13 protein-coding genes and 1 pseudogene are annotated in these 17,142 nt (G+C 67.2%); 10 read left to right on the top strand and 4 right to left on the bottom strand.

Going from position 1 to position 17,142, the window contains the following annotated elements:
* Positions 1-245: 245 nt before the first annotated feature.
* Positions 246-512: a hypothetical protein gene (locus JI746_RS28415; RefSeq protein ID WP_201688861.1), complete on the bottom strand. Its 267-nt coding sequence runs from the start codon at positions 510-512 to the stop codon at positions 246-248.
* On the opposite strand from JI746_RS28415, the gene JI746_RS28410 reads away from it, so the two are divergent.
* The 4 genes and pseudogenes from JI746_RS28410 (at position 399) to JI746_RS08405 (ending at position 2,471) form a co-directional block, all read left to right on the top strand.
* Positions 399-683 (top strand): hypothetical protein, encoded by a 285-nt coding sequence (locus JI746_RS28410; RefSeq protein ID WP_456239076.1) that lies wholly within the window; start codon positions 399-401, stop codon positions 681-683. The two genes, JI746_RS28415 and JI746_RS28410, sit on opposite strands and share 114 nt — an antisense overlap.
* Positions 566-973, top strand: a pseudogene (locus JI746_RS28340) (hypothetical protein); the annotation flags it as partial. The gene JI746_RS28410 and the pseudogene JI746_RS28340, both read left to right, overlap by 118 nt.
* 92 nt (positions 974-1,065) lie before the next feature.
* On the top strand, positions 1,066-1,728 hold the full coding sequence (locus tag JI746_RS08410) for a hypothetical protein (RefSeq protein WP_201688435.1): 663 nt from the start codon (positions 1,066-1,068) through the stop codon (positions 1,726-1,728).
* Positions 1,725-2,471, top strand: coding sequence for a hypothetical protein (locus JI746_RS08405; RefSeq protein WP_201688434.1), 747 nt, complete (start codon positions 1,725-1,727; stop codon positions 2,469-2,471). The genes JI746_RS08410 and JI746_RS08405 overlap by 4 nt, the downstream gene beginning before the upstream one ends.
* 774 nt (positions 2,472-3,245) lie before the next feature.
* On the opposite strand, the gene JI746_RS08400 is transcribed toward JI746_RS08405, so the two are convergent.
* The 3 genes from JI746_RS08400 to JI746_RS08390 form a co-directional block, all read right to left on the bottom strand.
* On the bottom strand, positions 3,246-3,896 hold the full coding sequence (locus JI746_RS08400) for a response regulator (RefSeq protein WP_201688433.1): 651 nt from the start codon (positions 3,894-3,896) through the stop codon (positions 3,246-3,248).
* A 17-nt stretch (positions 3,897-3,913) separates the two neighbouring features.
* Positions 3,914-4,969: an ATP-binding response regulator gene (locus JI746_RS08395; protein ID WP_201688432.1), complete on the bottom strand. Its 1,056-nt coding sequence runs from the start codon at positions 4,967-4,969 to the stop codon at positions 3,914-3,916.
* Between the two features lie 96 nt (positions 4,970-5,065).
* A complete protein-coding gene (locus JI746_RS08390; protein ID WP_201688430.1) occupies positions 5,066-6,049 on the bottom strand; it encodes an ATP-grasp domain-containing protein in 984 nt (327 codons plus the stop codon).
* Between the two features lie 71 nt (positions 6,050-6,120).
* On the opposite strand from JI746_RS08390, the gene JI746_RS08385 reads away from it, so the two are divergent.
* From JI746_RS08385 to lpdA, 6 genes are all read left to right on the top strand, one after another.
* Positions 6,121-6,729, top strand: a complete 609-nt coding sequence (locus tag JI746_RS08385) for an isochorismatase family protein (protein WP_201688428.1) — start codon at positions 6,121-6,123, stop codon at positions 6,727-6,729.
* Positions 6,672-8,723, top strand: coding sequence for a propionate--CoA ligase (locus JI746_RS08380; protein ID WP_330892968.1), 2,052 nt, complete (start codon positions 6,672-6,674; stop codon positions 8,721-8,723). Before JI746_RS08385 ends, JI746_RS08380 begins: the two co-directional genes overlap by 58 nt.
* Positions 8,724-8,855: 132 nt before the next feature.
* Positions 8,856-10,949 carry a methyl-accepting chemotaxis protein gene (locus tag JI746_RS28180; protein WP_330892967.1) on the top strand — a complete coding sequence of 698 codons (2,094 nt, stop codon included), beginning with the start codon at positions 8,856-8,858 and terminating at the stop codon, positions 10,947-10,949.
* Positions 10,950-11,248: 299 nt separating this feature from the next.
* A complete protein-coding gene (locus JI746_RS08370; RefSeq protein ID WP_201688422.1) occupies positions 11,249-14,119 on the top strand; it encodes a 2-oxoglutarate dehydrogenase E1 component in 2,871 nt (956 codons plus the stop codon).
* Between the two features lie 147 nt (positions 14,120-14,266).
* Positions 14,267-15,541: a 2-oxoglutarate dehydrogenase complex dihydrolipoyllysine-residue succinyltransferase gene (odhB, locus tag JI746_RS08365; RefSeq protein ID WP_201688421.1), complete on the top strand. Its 1,275-nt coding sequence runs from the start codon at positions 14,267-14,269 to the stop codon at positions 15,539-15,541.
* Between the two features lie 140 nt (positions 15,542-15,681).
* Positions 15,682-17,112, top strand: a complete 1,431-nt coding sequence (gene lpdA / locus JI746_RS08360) for a dihydrolipoyl dehydrogenase (protein ID WP_201688420.1) — start codon at positions 15,682-15,684, stop codon at positions 17,110-17,112.
* Positions 17,113-17,142: the final 30 nt, after the last annotated feature.

The following is a 17,142-nucleotide window of genomic DNA, read 5'->3' as shown; positions in this document are numbered from 1 at the left end:
CGCCGGCGACGACCTGCTGACTTCCGGCAGCGGCATCACACGCATGGTCGGCGGCGGCGGTTCGGACCAGTACGACTTCGTCCGCCACAACGGCGCCGACGTGATCACCGTCGTCGAAGCGGCCGCGGACGCCGGCACCGACACGGTCCGGCTCGAGCCCGATGTCGCCGACGTCACCGTGCCCAGTAGACCGGCCATCTCGTGTTCCGGTTCAACGGCGGCCACGACTACCTGTTCATCGCCGGCTACTTCGAAGGTGTCGGCGATCCGTCCTTCGAGCCGGCGGTGGAGAGCATCGTGGTCGGCGACGGAACGACTTGGGCGAGCAGGTGCGCGCTGCCGTGGTGGCGTCCACCGACGCCGCAGACCACATCGTCGGGACGGTGCTCGACGAAGCGATCTCCGGGGGTGGCGGCGGCGACACGCTGGAGGGCGGCGCCGGCAGCGACACGATCGATGGCGGCGCCCGCAACGACTCCCTGCAGGGCGATGACGGCGACGACCTGCTGCAAGGCGGCTCCGGCCACGACTCGCTCTACGGGGCAGCGGCAACGACACGCTCCTCGGTGGTGCCGGCAACGACCAGCTGTCCGGAGGCGAGGTGCGGACACGTTCGTGTTCGGCCGCGGCTGCGCGATCGACTGGGTCTCCGTCCCTGGACAAGGTCCGCCTTGCAGCGGTAGCGGTCGTTCAGGCGCAGCCCTATAACTGGCCGCTCGCGGGCCAGAAGCAGCCGTTTGCGAGCGTGGGCTTCCGACGATGCGATCGGCCTGGCGCCGAGGCCGCCCGGGCTCGACGGGCGACCGCATCCGCTGCACAGCAGACCAGTCTTGACCATATCAGGCAGGCTTGCGGCGCCCATGCTCAGCCTCCGAGAGCGCTTGAGTACCTACAGGGCGCTCAATTGTTGCGACTAGCTACGCCCGTGCTCACTGAAGTCGAATCCTGCGGACGGTTTGGCAGGCTTCAGTGACGTCCACGTGCCGAGTCTGCGCCGCACTGGCAGCGCGTTGCACTATGCCGATATGGACGAGTACACTTGGAAACAACCTGAGGGGAGTTCAGATGGCTCGGCACACGAAGGTGGATCAAGACCAAGACGGGGAAATCTCGTTCACGATGGTCAAGTTCAGCATGAAGGCGTCCGACGCGGGCCTGCAGAAGGGGATTGACGCAATCCGTTCAGCATTCGCTCAGGCTGGCATTGGTATCCCCCCGGAGACCCGGCAGATTCGCGCGAACGGCACTAAGCAGGTTGCCATGGTTGGCAGCAGCCAGCCGGAAGCCGCGGAAGCCGAAGACCCCGAAGAAGCTACCGACGTGGAGGCTACCGAGATTGTCGAAGAGCGCGCTCCGGCCCGCAAGGCGTCGACGCCTCGTGCAAGGCCGAAGGTCAAGAACTACACGGCAATCGAAGACCCTGGTTTTGGCAGCACGAATCCCACCTTGAAGGACTTCGCGGCGCAGAAGGGTCCGAGCACTGATCCCAAAAAGTTGCTGGTCATTGCGTATTGGTTCAAGCATCACCTCAAGCAGCCCGATGTCACGAATGACGCGATCTACACCGCGTTCCGTACGATTGGTTGGACTGTGCCCAACATTGCCCAAATCGTGCGTGAGTTGCGGGCGAGCCGTGATCAGCGGCTAATCAAGGGCAGCAACCCAAACTCCTCCGAAATCGGGTTGCTCGGTGAGAATGCGGTGGATGAAATGGGCAAGGCTGAGTGATCAGCGCGGAGGAATTCATCAAGCCGCTAGGTAGTGGCTTCACCGCAAAGTCAGCGCCCCAGCAGGTAGTGATCTTCGGGTGGTACTTGCATGCTGTCCGCGATCAAGCAAACTTCGGCACGGGTGACATTGGCGCTTGCTTTGATGCGGCTCATGTAGCGCGGCCCCCAAACATTGCCGCGACGCTTGCGAAGCTGGTCGAGCGCAAGGACGTGCTGCGCTCAGGAAACAGCTTTCGGCTGTCGGCTAACGCCCGTTCCGCAATGGAGCGGATGCTGCCTGTACGGACCTCTACCGTCAGCACGACAAAGCTCCTGAATGACCTGATTCCAAGAGTCGCGAACCCAGTACAGCAGACGTTCCTGAACGAGACTCTGCGTTGCTTCAAGCAGGACGCATTCCGTGCAGCGATTGTGATGGCGTGGAACCTTGCCTACTCCCACGTATGCGATCGAATCCTGGCTTCGCACGTCGTGACGTTCAATGCGCAGAAGAAGGTGACTTACCCAAAGCTGCCGGACATCACCAAGGCGACGGACTTCGAAGACTACAAGGAGTCCCAGGTCATCGAGATTTGTCGAGGCGCTCGAATTCTCGATGCGACGGTGTGCAAGCACCTGACCGCGCAACTGAATCGGCGAAACTCCGCGGCCCATCCGTCCTCGGCCACGTTTGTCGCAGCACAAGCAGAGGACACGATCACCGACCTCGTCAACAACGTCCTGTTGAATCCGGCAGTATGACCACAGCGGGGCGAGCTGAGGCACGCGTTTTCACTGCTCGCTGCATGGCGCTCGGGTTTGCCAAGGTTTAGCGACTCCGTGCCTTGCTCTTTTCCGGAGCAGGCTCCTCGACCGCTCGGAGCTAGGCGGCTTATCGATGCGAACGTACCTCTTCAACCTGAACAGAACGTCGGCTGAAGTCCGCTTCGCAGCGACAGCTGCCGCTCGCCTCCGGCAGCTCCAAGCGGCGGGTTTCGGGCAGCCATTTCGACAGGGGAGTGACTGCTGTGGGTCGCGGGGCCGTCACTCATCGTGAGCAGGTCGAGCGACACCTTCCAGTCTGAAGCCGGCATCTACGGGCCGAGCACCAGCCCGCGGTTCACGGCGTGGCGCGCACGAGCAGCCTCAAGGCGAAGAGAAGTACGTGGCGTCTGCTTCCGACCGAAGTGGACCTCGTTCAGGAAGAAGCAAGGAAGCAAGTCCCAGTTTGGGCGAAACGTGCTGCCGGCCGGCCACTCACTGCTCGGCACTCACCTCAGCGCATTGCCAAACGCATCCAACATCGATGCAATGAACGGGCGCGACGGAGGTCGGGGACGGGGCAGCCCGACTCGGCGAAATAAAGAAGGAGGCGCGGGCGCGGCCTTCCCAATTGCGGCGGTTCTGATCCGCACCAGGGGACATTCGACGAGGCGGGCTGCTCCGTCCCCGTCCGGCCAGCAGCGTACGAGTTGAGAGAGGGAAGAGCGGCTGACGCCGCGTTCTGGGTCCCCGCCTTCGCGGGGATGACGGGGATCAGGCCTTCACCAACCCCTTGCGCACCGCATACCGCGTCAGGCTCGCGATGTCGTTCAGCCGCAGCCGCTCCATGATGCGGGCCCGGTGCACGTCCACCGTCTTCGGGCTCAGGCCCAGCTCGTACGCGATCTCCTTGGCGGACTTGCCCTGGGCGATCAGCGTCAGGATCTCCACCTGGCGCTGCGTCAGCTCGTCGTCCACCGTCGGCTCCGAAGGCTGCAGCAGGCGCTGGGCGACGGCGGCGCTGAAGTAGCTGCCGGTCGCCATCACGCTGCGCAGGGCCTGCTCCAGCTCGAAGGGCGGCGCGTCCTTCATGAGGTAGCCGCAGGCGCCGTTGGCGACCGCGCGCTTGACGAAGTCCACCGTGTCGTACATCGACAGCACGATCACCCGCACGTCCGGATGCCGCGCGTGGATCTCGCCGATGGCGGTGATGCCGTCCATGCCGGGCATGGAGATGTCCGTCATCACCACGTCCGGCTTGATCGAGTCCAGCAGCGCCAGCAATTCCTGGCCGTTGCGCGCCTCCGCGATCACCTGCACGCCGTCGACCGTGGCCAGCAAGGCCTTGATGCCGGAACGCACCAGGTCGTGGTCGTCGGCGAGGACCACCTGGATCGGCATCGGCTTGCTGAAGTTCTGCATCATTCTCCACCCCCTGTTGTTCAAAGCACCGCGCGGATCGCGACGCCACGCCCGCGCCGGGTGCGGATGTGGAGGCGGCCTCCCGCCAGCTCCGTCCGCTCGATCATCCCGTACAGGCCGATATTCTTCTCGGACTGCTGGCCGTTCAACACGGCCGCCTTGTCGAAACCCCTGCCATCGTCCAGCACCAGCACGCCGATGCGCCCCTGCGGCAGGAACCGCAGCCGCACCTGCACCTGCGTGGCGCGCGCGTGCCGCACGATGTTCGTCAGCGCCTCCTGCACCAGGCGCACCGCCACGGCGGCGTTCTCCTCCAGGCGCTTCGGCTCCTCGCCGCGCGTGTGCACCTCCCACGCCAGCCCCGCCGGCTCGCAGCTGCGTTGCATGGCCGACTGCACCGCGGGCACCAGCCCCAGCAGGTCGAGCTGCGCCGGCCGCAGCGAGAACGACAGCGTCTTCAACTGCTGCAGCGCGCCGTTGGCGAGTTCCGCGGCGGTGTCGCTGTACTTGCGTGCCACCTCGGGCTCATGCGCCCGCTGCGAGGCGTGCAGGTGGATCACCACCGCGGTCAGCGTCTGCCCGAGCTGGTCGTGCAGCTCGCGCGAGATGTGCGAGCGTTCCCGCTCCTGCGCCAGCACGAAGCGCGCCGACAGCTCCTTCAGCCGCGCATACGCCGACTGCAGCTCCGCATCGAGCTTTTCCTTTTCCCGCGCGCGCCGCCGCTCCTCCAGCACCCGGCCGATGATCTGCGGCAGCGTGCCCAGCTTGTCCTTGGTCAGGTAGTCCTTGGCGCCGCAGCGCAGCACGTGCACCGCCGCTTCCTCGCCGATCGCGCGCGTGAGCACGATCAGCGGGATGTTGCTGCGCCGCGTGACGAGGATCTGCAGGGCGGCATAGGGCGAGAAGCGGGGCAGGTTGAAGTCGCACAGGATCACGTCCCACTCGCCTTCCAGCGCCGCGACGAAGCTGGCGGCGTTGTCCACCCGGTGCAGTTCGTAGCGCCGGGTCGGGTCCGCCCGCTCCAGCGCAAGGCCCATCAGCTCGACGTCGTCGGGGTTGTCCTCGACGCACAGCAAACGGATGGGGGGATGGTCTTGGACTGCGCGACTGGGCATGGCGATGCGCAGGCGAGTTTACCGTCGGGCTCAACAGTGCCGACTTAAGCAAGTTTCCTAAGTGCGGCCCAGTGCGGGCCAGCCCGGTTGCAGCTTGCGCTCCAGGAAATCGACCACGCGCTCGAAGGGATCGAAGCCGAAGGCCTCGGCCACCGCCGGCCGCAAGTTCGAATTGGCGTTGATGTCGTAGAACACGCGGCGGCCGTCCGGCGTCTCGAGGTACTCGATGCCGCCGACATCCAGCTTCGCAGCCTCGACGATGCGTTTCGCCGTGGCCACCGCCTCGCGCGGCACCTCGGGATAGGGATGGAACTCCACCGGCGGCGCGGCCACGGGCTCGTGCGCCGGGATCTCGCAGAGGCCCTCGCCGTCTTCCGGGTTGCACACCGGGGAGGGGCACAGGTTGAAGCGGCCGTGGGTCTTCACGCGCATGGCGTACAGCAGTTCGCCGCCGAGGAATTCGAGCCGCACGATGCCCTGCTCGGGGTCGTGGGGCAGGTACTCCTGCAGCAGGAAAAGGTTGTCCGGCAACCACACCTGCGGGTCGCGGCGGAAGATCTCCTCGACCTGCGCCAGCGATTCGACCACCTGGATGCGGGCCCCGCTGCCGCCCTGGTCGGGCTTGAGCACCGCCGGCCAGCTGATCTGCTCCTCGAAGGCCCGCAAGGCACTCGGCTCGTTGAAGGTGAAGGAGCGCGGCGTGTCGATCTGCAGGGTGCGCAGCAGGGTGGCCTGCACGCTCTTGCTCAGCTCCAGCGCGAACACGTCCGCCCCGTTGAGCACGCGGGCGCCCAGGCGCTCCAGCGTGCGCATGTAGGCCAGCGCGAGCGGCACTGCCCGCGTGTTGCCGCGGACGTAGGCGCTCGGGCTGGCCTGGTTGAAGTAGAGGGAAGCCTGCGGCGGCGCGGAATTGCTGAAGGCGGCCTGCGTCAGGTCGAAGGGCGCGAAGTTCACGCCGCGCCGCTCCAGGGCGGCGAACAGCGGCTTTTGCCACTCGGGGTGCTCGTGCAGGACGATCAGGTCGGGGCGGGAAGACTTCATGAGGCGCGATCGTAAGGCTTCGCGCGGGGAACGCCCCGCGCAGGGAATAATCCGGCGCAAAGGAAGAACCCATGCTGCTGGATGCCCAGGAATGCCAACTCGTGCTGGTCGACTACCAGCAGCGCCTGATGCCCGCGATCCACGAGGCCGGCCTCGTCGTCGCCCAGGCCGTGAAGCTCGCGCGCGTCGCCCAACTGCTGCAGGTGCCCTTGTGGGCCACCGAGGAAAACCCGGAAGGCCTGGGCGGCACGGTGGAGGCGCTGCAGCCGCTGGTGGCCGGCCGCGTGCTGTCGAAGATGGCGTTCGACGGCAGCTCGGTGCTGCTGCCGCGCCTGAAGCCCGCCGCCAGGCCGGCACAGGGCGGCAACGCGCGCAGCCTGCCGAAGCACCTGCAGAAGGCCGCGCCGCCGCCGCAGCCGGGGCGCGAGACGATCGTGCTGGCCGGCTGCGAGGCGCACGTGTGCCTGCTGCAGACCGCGCTGGGGCTGCTCGAAGAGGAACTGGACGTCGTCGTGGTCACGGACGCCTGCAGCTCGCGCAGCGAACGCAACCGCGATGCCGCCTTCGACCGGCTGGCCGGCGCCGGCGCGGAGCTGCTCACCACCGAGATGGTGGCCTTCGAGTGGCTGCGGGATGCGGGTCATCCCCGCTTCCGGGACGTGCTGACGATTGTCAAATAGGGGTCTGGCGTCGGGCGTGCGGCGTTGAGCGTCAGGGTCCAGAAAGCCGTGTGCCCCACGCTCCACGCCCGACGCTCAACGCACAACGGAGACCAAGCATGGCGGGTTACGCGGAGTTCTATCGCCGGTCCATCGAGGACCGCGATGCCTTCTGGGCCGAACAGGCGAAGCTGATCGAGTGGCAGACACCGCCGAAGCAGATCTGCGACAACAGCAATCCCCCGTTCACGCGCTGGTTCGCGGGCGGCAAGACGAATTTGTGCCACAACGCGGTGGACCGCCACCTGGCCGATCGCGCCACGCAGCCGGCGCTGATCTACGTCTCCAGCGAAACCGGCGAGGAGCGCGTCTACACCTTCCGGGAACTGCACGAGGAAGTGCAGCGCTTCGCCGCGGTGCTCAAGGCCCAGGGCGTGGGCAAGGGCGATCGCGTCCTGATCTACATGCCGATGATCGCGCAGGCCGCCTTCGCCATGCTGGCGTGCGCGCGCATCGGCGCCATCCACGCCGTGGTGTTCGGCGGCTTCGCATCGGTGTCGCTCGCTTCGCGCATCGAGGACGCGACGCCCAAGGTCATCGTCAGCGCCGATGCCGGCTCGCGCGGCGGCAAGGTCGTTCCCTACAAGCACCTGCTCGACGAGGCGATCCGGCTCTCGAAGCACAAGCCCGATTCCGTGCTCCTGGTGGACCGCAATCTGGCCCCCATGGACAAGGTGGCGGGCCGCGACCACGACTACGCGACGCTGGCCGACCGCCAGATGCACACCGTCGTCGACTGCGAGTGGCTGGACTCCACCGACATCAGCTACACGCTCTACACCAGCGGCACGACCGGCCAGCCCAAGGGCGTGCAGCGCGATGTCGGCGGCTACGCGGTGGCGCTCACCGCGAGCATGAAGCACATCTTCCTGGGCAACGCCGGCGAGACCTACTTCTCCACCTCCGACATCGGCTGGGTGGTGGGCCACAGCTACATCGTCTACGGGCCGCTGCTGGCCGGCATGGCGACCATCATGTACGAAGGCCTGCCGATCCGGCCCGACGCCGGCATCTGGTGGAGCCTGGTCGAGAAGTACAAGGTCACCTCGATGTTCAGCGCGCCGACGGCGGTTCGCGTGCTGAAGAAGCAGGACCCGGCCTTCCTGAAGAAGTACGACCTGTCCAGCCTGCGCGCCCTGTTCCTCGCCGGCGAGCCGCTGGACGAACCGACGGCCAAGTGGATCGCCGACAGCCTGGGCCGCCCGATCATCGACAACTACTGGCAGACCGAGAGCGGCTGGCCGATCCTGACCATCGCCAACGGCGTGGAGAAGAAGGACAGCAAGTTCGGCAGCCCCGGCGTGCCGATGTACGGCTACGACGTGAAGCTGGTGCACGAAGGCACCGGCGAGGAACTGACCGGTCCCGACCAGAAGGGTGTGGTGGTGATCGAAGGGCCGACGCCCCCGGGCTTCATGCAGACGGTGTGGGGCGACGACGAACGCTACGTGAAGACCTACTGGTCCAGCATCCCGGAGCGGCAGGTGTACAGCACCTTCGACTGGGGCATCCGCGACAAGGACGGCTACTTCTACATCCTGGGCCGCACGGACGACGTGATCAACGTGGCCGGCCACCGCCTGGGCACGCGCGAGATCGAGGAGAGCATCTCCTCCCATCCGAACATCGCCGAAGTCGCGGTGGTGGGCATCGCCGACCAGCTCAAGGGCCAGGTCGCCGTTGCCTTCGCCGTGGTGAAGGACGCCTCCGGCCTGGTCGACGAGAACGCGAAGCTCAAGCTGGAAGGCGAGGTGATGAAGGTCGTCGACGACCAGCTCGGCGCCGTCGCGCGTCCAGCCCGCGTGCGCTTCGTGACCGTGCTGCCCAAGACGCGCAGCGGCAAGATGCTGCGTCGCGCCATCCAGGCGGTGTGCGAAGGTCGCGATCCGGGCGACCTGACGACGATCGAGGACCCGAGCGCGCTGCAGCAGATCAAGGACCTGGTCGCGTCCTGAACCCCGGCGCGGCGCGGGACACACGCACCGGGCCCGCCCGTCGGGCCCTCGCGACCGCCCGGCGCGCGCGCGCCGGGGGCATCGTCCATTAGGATGAGCCAGGGGGTGCTGCGGGTAACAATCCGTTGCACCATGAGAAGTTTCGTCCTTGCCCCGGTCATCGCGCTGATGGCCCGCCTCAGCTTCCGCGCCAAGTTCATCGTGTGCGGGGCCATCACCGGCCTGCTGCTCCTGTGGCTCGGAGCCACGCAACTCGAACGCCTCAACGAGCGCGTCCACATGATCGAGTCCGAACGCAGCGCCGTGGCGCTGATGGCCACCCTGGTGGAGTGGAACAAGGTCCTGATCGAGAACCGCCGCATCGTGATCACCACGGCCCCGGACGACCAGGGCGTGCGCCAGCGGCTGAGGGCGCAGAAGGACGTGGTCGACAAGGTCCTCGCCCGCATCGAGGAGCAGGTGGCCGCCGCCCGGCCCCTGTACGACATGGGCGCCGAGACTAAGGGCCTGCGCCAGGGTTGGGAGGACCTGCAGAAGAAGGTCGAGGCGCTGCCCGTCGACCGCGACTTCGCGGCCCGCGGCTTCGCCGCCCATGCGCCGGAATACGCGCGCCTCTACGCCTTCATGCGCGACCTGGGCAACCGCTCGAAGATGGCGCTGGACCCGGACGCGGACGTGTTCTACCTGGGCTTTCCGCTCGCCAACAACTCGCCCAGCACCGCCGGCATCATCGTGCGCATCGCCGCGTATGCGACGCTGAACGTGCCGCGCGGCGAGATCACGCCGAAGGACAAGGTGTTCTACGAGGTCACCCAGGCCCGCCTGGAGGACACCTTCAGTGGCGTGGAGACGATGCTCAAGCAGTCGATGGACGCGAGCCCGGTGGTGCAGGCCCGGCTGGAGGCGGGCTTCGACAAGCTGAAGTCGACTTCCCGGGAGATGCTGGCCTTCATCCGCAGCAACTTCATCGACGCCGGCACCGTCAAGGTCACGCAGCAGCAGATCGAGCAGGCGTCGGCCGCCGCCGTCGATGCCGCCTGGAGCCTGGTGGAGGCGAACCGCAGCCTGGCCGACCAGTTGCTCCTGGAGCGCGCCGCCGCGGCGAGCTTCACGCGCACCGCGCTCACGGCGCTGCTCGCCGCCGCTCTCCTGGTCACGCTCTACCTGTGCCTCGGCTCCTACCTCGTGCTCCAGCACGGCATCCGCCAGGCTTCCGAGGCGGCGCGGGCGCTGGCGCGTGGCGAACTGGGCCGCATGCCGCAACCCGCGGCGCGTGACGAACTGGGCCACCTGCTGGAGGAACTGCGCAGTGCCGACGCCGCGCTGGTCACGATGGTCTCGCAGGTCCGCGTCGCCTCCAGCACCCTGCTGGAAGGCACGGAGGAGATCGCCACCGGCAACGCCGACCTGTCGCAGCGCACCGAGGAACAGGCCAGCACGCTGGAGGAAACCGCAGCGTCCGTCGAGGAGCTCACCGGCACCGTGAAGCAGAACGCGGAAAGCGCGCGCAATGCCAACCAGCTGGCGCAGGCGGCTTCGCAGGTGGCCGGCAAGGGCGGTTCGGTGGTGGGCGAGGTGGTGGCGACCATGGCGTCCATCAACACGGCATCGCGCCGGATCGTGGACATCATCGGGGTGATCGACGGCATCGCCTTCCAGACCAACATCCTCGCGCTCAATGCGGCGGTGGAGGCCGCGCGCGCAGGCGAGCAGGGCCGCGGCTTCGCCGTGGTGGCGGCGGAAGTGCGCACGCTGGCGCAGCGTTCGGCCGCGGCGGCGCGCGAGATCAAGGAGCTGATCCACGACTCCGTCGGCAAGGTCGACACCGGGACCGAACTGGTCAACCGCGCCGGCAGCACCATGCAGGAGGTCGTCGCCGGTATCCGCAAGGTGACGGACCTCGTGGGCGAGATCGCCGCCGCCAGCAACGAGCAGACGCTCGGCATCGAGCAGGTGAACCAGGCCATCGCGCAGATGGACCACGTGACGCAGCAGAACGCGGCGCTCGTGGAAGAGGCATCTGCGGCGGCGCAGTCGATGCGGGACCAGGCCCACCGCCTTTCTGCCGCGGTGGGACAGTTCAAGCTGGAAGGCGACGACGCGGCCGGCCAGGCCATCGCGCGCGCCCGCGACAGCCGCCGCGACGCCGCGAACTCGCCGCATCGCGCCGCGAAGCGAAGCACGTCCCACGCCGCGCTCGCCGCACCCACCGTCAGTCCTCTCTAGCAAGCTCGGCGCAAGCTAGCCCTGCCACACTGCCTGCGCGTTCCGCCTGGGCGCGCTCCGCTCCCTCTCCCCCCCGGGGGAGAGGGTTGGGGAGAGGGGGGTCGTGAGACCCCCCGCAGGGGAAGGGGCGCTGGCCTGGTTGCAAGCGCGGAGTGCCACGAACGTGGCACAATCCGCAGCGCAACCAGACCAGGGCCCCTTCCCCACAGTCGCATCCGCCAACCGGTAAAGCCGTGTCGCGGAAGGTTCTCAACCAGCTCCATGCTCCCTGAAGGGGGGCGGAAAGTAGCGAACACACGATGAGCGACCAAAGCTCCGTCTACACGGCCTACAACAGCAATTCCTATCTCTTCGGCGGCAATGCGCCGTATGTCGAGGAGATGTACGAGAACTACCTCGCCAACCCCGGCAGCGTTCCCGACATGTGGCGCGAGTATTTCGACGCGCTGCAGCACGTGCCCGCCGTCGATGGCTCCAATGCGAGGGACGTGCCCCACCTGCCGGTGGTCAACGCCTTCGCCGAGCGCGCCAAGAAGGGCGGCACCCGCGTGGTGGTCGCCGCCGGCGCCGATCCCGAGACCGCACGCAAGCGCACCGCGGCGCAGCAGCTGATCGCCGCCTACCGCAACGTCGGCGCCCGCTGGGCCGACCTCGACCCGCTCAAGCGCGCCGAGCGCGAACACATTCCCGAACTGGAGCCGTCGTTCTACGGCTTCACCGATGCCGACCAGGAAGTGGTGTTCAACACCAGCAACACCTTCTTCGGCAAGGACAACATGTCGCTGCGCGACATGCTCAACGCCCTGCGCGAGACGTACTGCGGCACCATCGGCGCCGAGTACATGTACATCAGCGACCAGGGCCACAAGCGCTGGTGGCAGCAGAAGCTCGAATCGATCCGCAGCAAGCCGCAGTTCAGCGTCGAGAAGAAGAAGCACATCCTCGACCGCCTGACCGCCTCCGAAGGCCTCGAGCGCTTCCTGCACACCAAGTACGTCGGCCAGAAGCGCTTCTCGCTCGAAGGCGGCGAGAGCTTCATCGCCTCGATGGACGAACTGATCCAGCGCGCCGGCGAACGCGGCGTGCAGGAGATCGTGATCGGCATGGCCCACCGCGGCCGCCTGAACGTGCTGGTCAACACGCTGGGCAAGATGCCCAAGGACCTGTTCGCCGAGTTCGACCACTCCGCCCCCGAGGAACTGCCCGCCGGCGACGTGAAGTACCACCAGGGCTTCAGCTCCGACGTCAGCACGCCCGGCGGCCCGGTGCACCTGTCGCTGGCCTTCAACCCCTCGCACCTGGAGATCGTCAATCCGGTGGTGGAGGGCTCGGTGCGCGCCCGGATGGACCGCCGCGGCGACAAGGCGGGCAAGCAGGTGCTGCCGGTGCTGGTGCACGGCGACGCCGCCATCGCCGGCCAGGGCGTGGTGATGGAGACGCTGGCGCTGGCCGAGACCCGTGGCTACTACACGGGCGGCACGGTGCACATCGTGATCAACAACCAGATCGGCTTCACCACCTCGGACCCGCGCGACACCCGCTCGACGCTGTACTGCACCGACGTCGTGAAGATGATCGAGGCGCCGGTGCTGCACGTGAACGGCGACGATCCGGAGGCCGTGGTGCTGGCGACGCAGCTGGCGCTCGAGTACCGGATGGAGTTCAACAAGGACGTGGTGGTGGACATCGTCTGCTTCCGCAAGCTGGGCCACAACGAGCAGGACACGCCCTCGCTCACCCAGCCCCTGATGTACAAGAAGGTCGCGGCCCACCCCGGCACGCGCAAGCTGTACGCCGACAAGCTGGCCGCGCAGGGCCTGGGCGAGTCGCTGGGCGACGACATGGTCAAGGCGTACCGCACCGCTATGGACGCGGGCAAGCACACCTCCGACCCGGTGCTGTCCAACTTCAAGAGCAAGTACGCGGTCGACTGGCAGCCCTTCCTCGGCAAGAAGTGGAACGACGCTGCCGACACGGCCATCCCGCTGGCCGAGTGGAAGCGCCTGGCCGAACGCATCACCACCGTGCCGGAGAACTTCACCGTGCACCCGCTGGTCAGGAAGGTGCTGGAAGACCGCGCCGCCATGGGCCGCGGCGACGTCAACGTCGACTGGGGCATGGGCGAGCACATGGCGTACGCCTCGCTGGTCGCCTCCGGCTACCCGGTGCGCCTGTCCGGTGAGGACGTGGGCCGCGGCACCTTCGTGCACCGCCACGCCGTGCTGCACGACCAGCAGCGCGAGAAGTGGGACGTCGGCACCTACATCCCGCTGGAGCACGTGGCCGAGAACCAGGCCCCGTTCACCTGCATCGACTCCATCCTGTCGGAGGAGGCGGTGCTGGGCTTCGAATACGGCTACGCCTCCAACGACCCGCACACGCTGGTGATCTGGGAAGCGCAGTTCGGCGACTTCGCCAACGGCGCGCAGGTCGTGATCGACCAGTTCATCGCCTCGGGCGAGGTGAAGTGGGGCCGCGTCAACGGCATCACGCTGCTGCTGCCGCACGGCTACGAAGGGCAGGGCCCCGAGCACAGCTCGGCCCGCCTCGAGCGCTTCATGCAGCTGTCGGCCGACACCAACATCCAGGTGTGCCAGCCGACCACCGCGTCGCAGATCTTCCACCTGCTGCGCCGGCAGATGATCCGCTCGCTGCGCAAGCCCCTGGTCATCATGACGCCCAAGTCGCTGCTGCGGAACAAGGACGCGACCTCGCCGCTCGCCGAATTCACCAAGGGCAGCTTCCAGACGGTGATCCCGGACCAGAAGGACCTGAAGGCCGAGAAGGTCAAGCGCCTGGTCATGTGCTCCGGCAAGGTCTACTACGACCTGGCCAAGAAGCGCGAGGAGAAAGGTTCGGACGACACCGCCATCGTGCGCATCGAGCAGCTCTATCCGTTCCCGCACAAGGCCTTCGCGACGGAACTGAAGAAGTATCCCAACCTCGCGGAACTCGTGTGGTGCCAGGACGAGCCGCAGAACCAGGGCGCGTGGTTCTTCATCCAGCACAACATCCACGAGAACATGAGCGACGGCCAGAAGCTGGGTTATGCCGGCCGCGCCGCCTCCGCCTCGCCGGCGGTGGGCTACGCGCACCTGCACGCCGAGCAGCAGAAGGCGCTGGTGGAAGCCGCTTTCGCGAAGCTGAAAGGCTTCGTGCTGACGAAGTAACGCAGACCCGTCACCCCCGCGAAGGCGGGGGCCCAGGGCTCCCGATGCAACGCGCTGCGCGCGTTGTCCCTTGAAGGCCCTGGATTCCCGCCTGCGCGGGAATGACGGCTTTGCCGCTCCCGTTCAAGAACACCGGAAAGAACTCAAATGGCTATCGTTGAAGTGAAGGTCCCGCAACTGTCCGAGTCGGTTGCCGAAGCGACCCTGCTGCAGTGGAAGAAGAAGCCCGGCGAAGCCGTGGCGCAGGACGAGATCCTGATCGAGATCGAGACCGACAAGGTGGTGCTCGAAGTGCCCGCGCCCAGCGCCGGCGTGCTGGGCGAGATCGTGGAGGCCGACGGCGCCACCGTCACCTCCGACCAGGTGATCGCCAGGATCGATACCGAAGCCAAGGCTGGCGCGGCCGCTCCCGCCGCCGCCAAGGCGGCCGAAGCCGCGCCCGGCAAGGCCGCCGCCGCGCCTGCCGCGGCCGCCGCCGGTGGTTCCAAGTCCGACATCGCGATGCCCGCCGCGGCCAAGATGATGGCCGACAACAACCTGGCCGCCGGCGCGGTCGGCGGCACCGGCCGCGACGGCCGCGTGACCAAGGGCGACGTGATCGGCGCGCTCGCCTCCGGCGTGATCGCCAAGGCCGCCTCGGCGCCGATGCCGGCCGCGCAAGCCGCGCCGCGGGCCCCGTTGACGCCCGTGAGTGCGCCCGTCGGCCAGCCGGACCTGGGCGACCGCCCCGAGCAGCGCGTGCCGATGTCGCGCCTGCGCGCCCGCGTCGCCGAGCGCCTGCTGCAATCGCAGTCCACCAACGCCATCCTGACCACCTTCAACGAGGTGAACATGGCGCCGGTGATGGAGATGCGCAAGCGCTTCCAGGACAAGTTCGAGAAGGAACACGGCGTCAAGATCGGCTTCATGTCCTTCTTCGTGAAGGCGGCCGTGCACGCGCTCAAGAAGTACCCGGTGATCAACGCCTCGGTCGACGGCAACGACATCGTCTACCACGGCTACTTCGACATCGGCATCGCGGTGGGCTCGCCGCGCGGGCTGGTGGTGCCGATCCTGCGCAACGCCGACCAGATGTCCTTTGCCGACATCGAGAAGAAGATCGCCGAATTCGGCCAGAAGGCCAAGGACGGCAAGCTGGGCCTGGAAGAACTCACCGGCGGCACGTTCTCGATCTCCAACGGCGGCGTGTTCGGCTCGATGCTGTCCACCCCCATCATCAACCCGCCGCAGTCGGCCATCCTGGGCGTGCACGCGACCAAGGACCGCGCGGTGGTGGAGAACGGGCAGGTCGTGGTCCGCCCGATGAACTACCTGGCCATGTCCTACGACCACCGCATCATCGACGGCCGCGAAGCGGTGCTGGGCCTGGTGGCGATGAAGGAAGCGCTGGAGGATCCGGCGCGCCTGCTGTTCGACATCTGACGGCTGTCCGATTTTCTCCCTCCCCCTCCGGGGGAGGGTCGGGGTGGGGGCGCTTGGTGCGCATCGGCCCACCCGGAGCGCCCCCACCCTAGCCCTCCCCCAGAGGGGGAGGGAACAAAACCAAGAAACTTCCTTCCCCCATGGCCAACAAACAATTCGACGTCATCGTCATCGGCGGCGGCCCCGGCGGCTACATCGCCGCCATCCGCGCCGCGCAGCTCGGGTTCAACACCGCTTGCATCGACGAGTGGAAGAACAATTCGGGCGGGCCGGCGCCGGGCGGCACCTGCACCAACGTGGGCTGCATCCCCTCCAAGGCCCTGCTGCAGTCGTCCGAGCACTTCGAGCATGCCGGCAAGCACTTCGGCGAGCACGGCATCGGCGTCTCGGGCCTGAGCCTCGACCTGGCGAAGATGCTGGGGCGCAAGGACACCGTCGTGAAGCAGAACAACGACGGCATCCTGTACCTGTTCAAGAAGAACAAGGTGTCCTTCTTCCATGGCCGCGGCTCCTTCGTCAACGCGGGCGAGCAGGGCTACGAGATCAAGGTGAGCGGCAGCGCCGAGGAGACGCTGGTGGGCAAGCACGTGATCGTGGCCACCGGCTCCAATCCGCGCGCGCTGCCCGGCACGCCGTTCGACGAGGAACTGGTGCTGTCCAACGACGGCGCGCTGCGCATTCCGAGCGTGCCGAAGAAGATGGTCCTGATCGGCTCCGGCGTGATCGGCCTGGAGATGGGCTCGGTGTGGCGCCGCCTCGGTGCGGAAGTCACGGTGCTGGAAGCGCTGCCGACCTTCCTGGGCGCGGTGGACGAGCAGATCGCCAAGGAAGCGAAGAAGGCCTTCGACAAGCAGGGCCTGAAGATCGAGCTGGGTGTGAAGGTGGGCGAGATCAAGCCGGAAGGCAAGGGCCTGTCGGTCGCGTACACGGACGCCAAGGGCGGCGAGCAGAAGCTGCAGTGCGACCGGATGATCGTCTCCATCGGCCGGGTGCCCAACACCAACGGGCTGAATCCCGAAGCCGTGGGCCTGAAGCTCAGCGACCGGGGCGCGATCGAGGTCGACGAGGAATGCCGCACCAACCTGCCGAACGTGTGGGCGGTGGGTGACGTCGTGCGCGGGCCGATGCTGGCGCACAAGGCGGAAGAAGAGGGCGTGGCGGTGGCCGAGCGCATCGCCGGCCAGCATGGCCACGTCAACTTCAACACCATTCCCTGGGTGATCTACACGAGCCCCGAGATCGCGTGGGTGGGCCGCACCGAGCAGCAGCTCAAGGCCGACGGCGTGCAGTACAAGGCCGGCACCTTCCCGTTCATGGCCAATGGCCGCGCCCGTGCACTGGGCGACACGACGGGCATGGTGAAGTTCCTGGCGGACGCCAAGACCGACGAGATCCTGGGCGTGCACATCGTGGGCCCGATGGCCAGCGAGCTGATCTCCGAAGCCGTGGTGGCCATGGAATTCAGGGCCTCCAGCGAAGACATCGCCCGCATCTGCCACGCCCACCCGTCGCTCTCCGAAGCGACGAAGGAAGCGGCACTGGCGGTGGACAAGCGGACGCTGAACTTCTGAAGACCCTTGAACGCAGAAGCCGCAAATGTG

The organism is Ramlibacter alkalitolerans, assembly GCF_016722765.1.
Taxonomy (GTDB): domain Bacteria; phylum Pseudomonadota; class Gammaproteobacteria; order Burkholderiales; family Burkholderiaceae_C; genus Ramlibacter; species Ramlibacter alkalitolerans.
Note: the sequence above shows the minus strand (reverse complement) of the source record. Positions and strands in the feature narration are given on the sequence as shown.

Bases quoted from the DNA above. Each gene is read 5' to 3' on its own strand.
- JI746_RS08410 (WP_201688435.1), top strand. From the start codon at position 1,066: ATGGCTCGGCACACGAAGGTGGATCAAGACCAAGACGGGGAAATCTCG.
- JI746_RS08400 (WP_201688433.1), bottom strand. From the start codon at position 3,896: ATGATGCAGAACTTCAGCAAGCCGATGCCGATCCAGGTGGTCCTCGCC.
- JI746_RS08390 (WP_201688430.1), bottom strand. From the start codon at position 6,049: ATGAAGTCTTCCCGCCCCGACCTGATCGTCCTGCACGAGCACCCCGAG.
- JI746_RS08385 (WP_201688428.1), top strand. From the start codon at position 6,121: ATGCTGCTGGATGCCCAGGAATGCCAACTCGTGCTGGTCGACTACCAG.
- JI746_RS28180 (WP_330892967.1), top strand. From the start codon at position 8,856: ATGAGAAGTTTCGTCCTTGCCCCGGTCATCGCGCTGATGGCCCGCCTC.
- JI746_RS08370 (WP_201688422.1), top strand. From the start codon at position 11,249: ATGAGCGACCAAAGCTCCGTCTACACGGCCTACAACAGCAATTCCTAT.
- odhB (WP_201688421.1), top strand. From the start codon at position 14,267: ATGGCTATCGTTGAAGTGAAGGTCCCGCAACTGTCCGAGTCGGTTGCC.
- lpdA (WP_201688420.1), top strand. From the start codon at position 15,682: ATGGCCAACAAACAATTCGACGTCATCGTCATCGGCGGCGGCCCCGGC.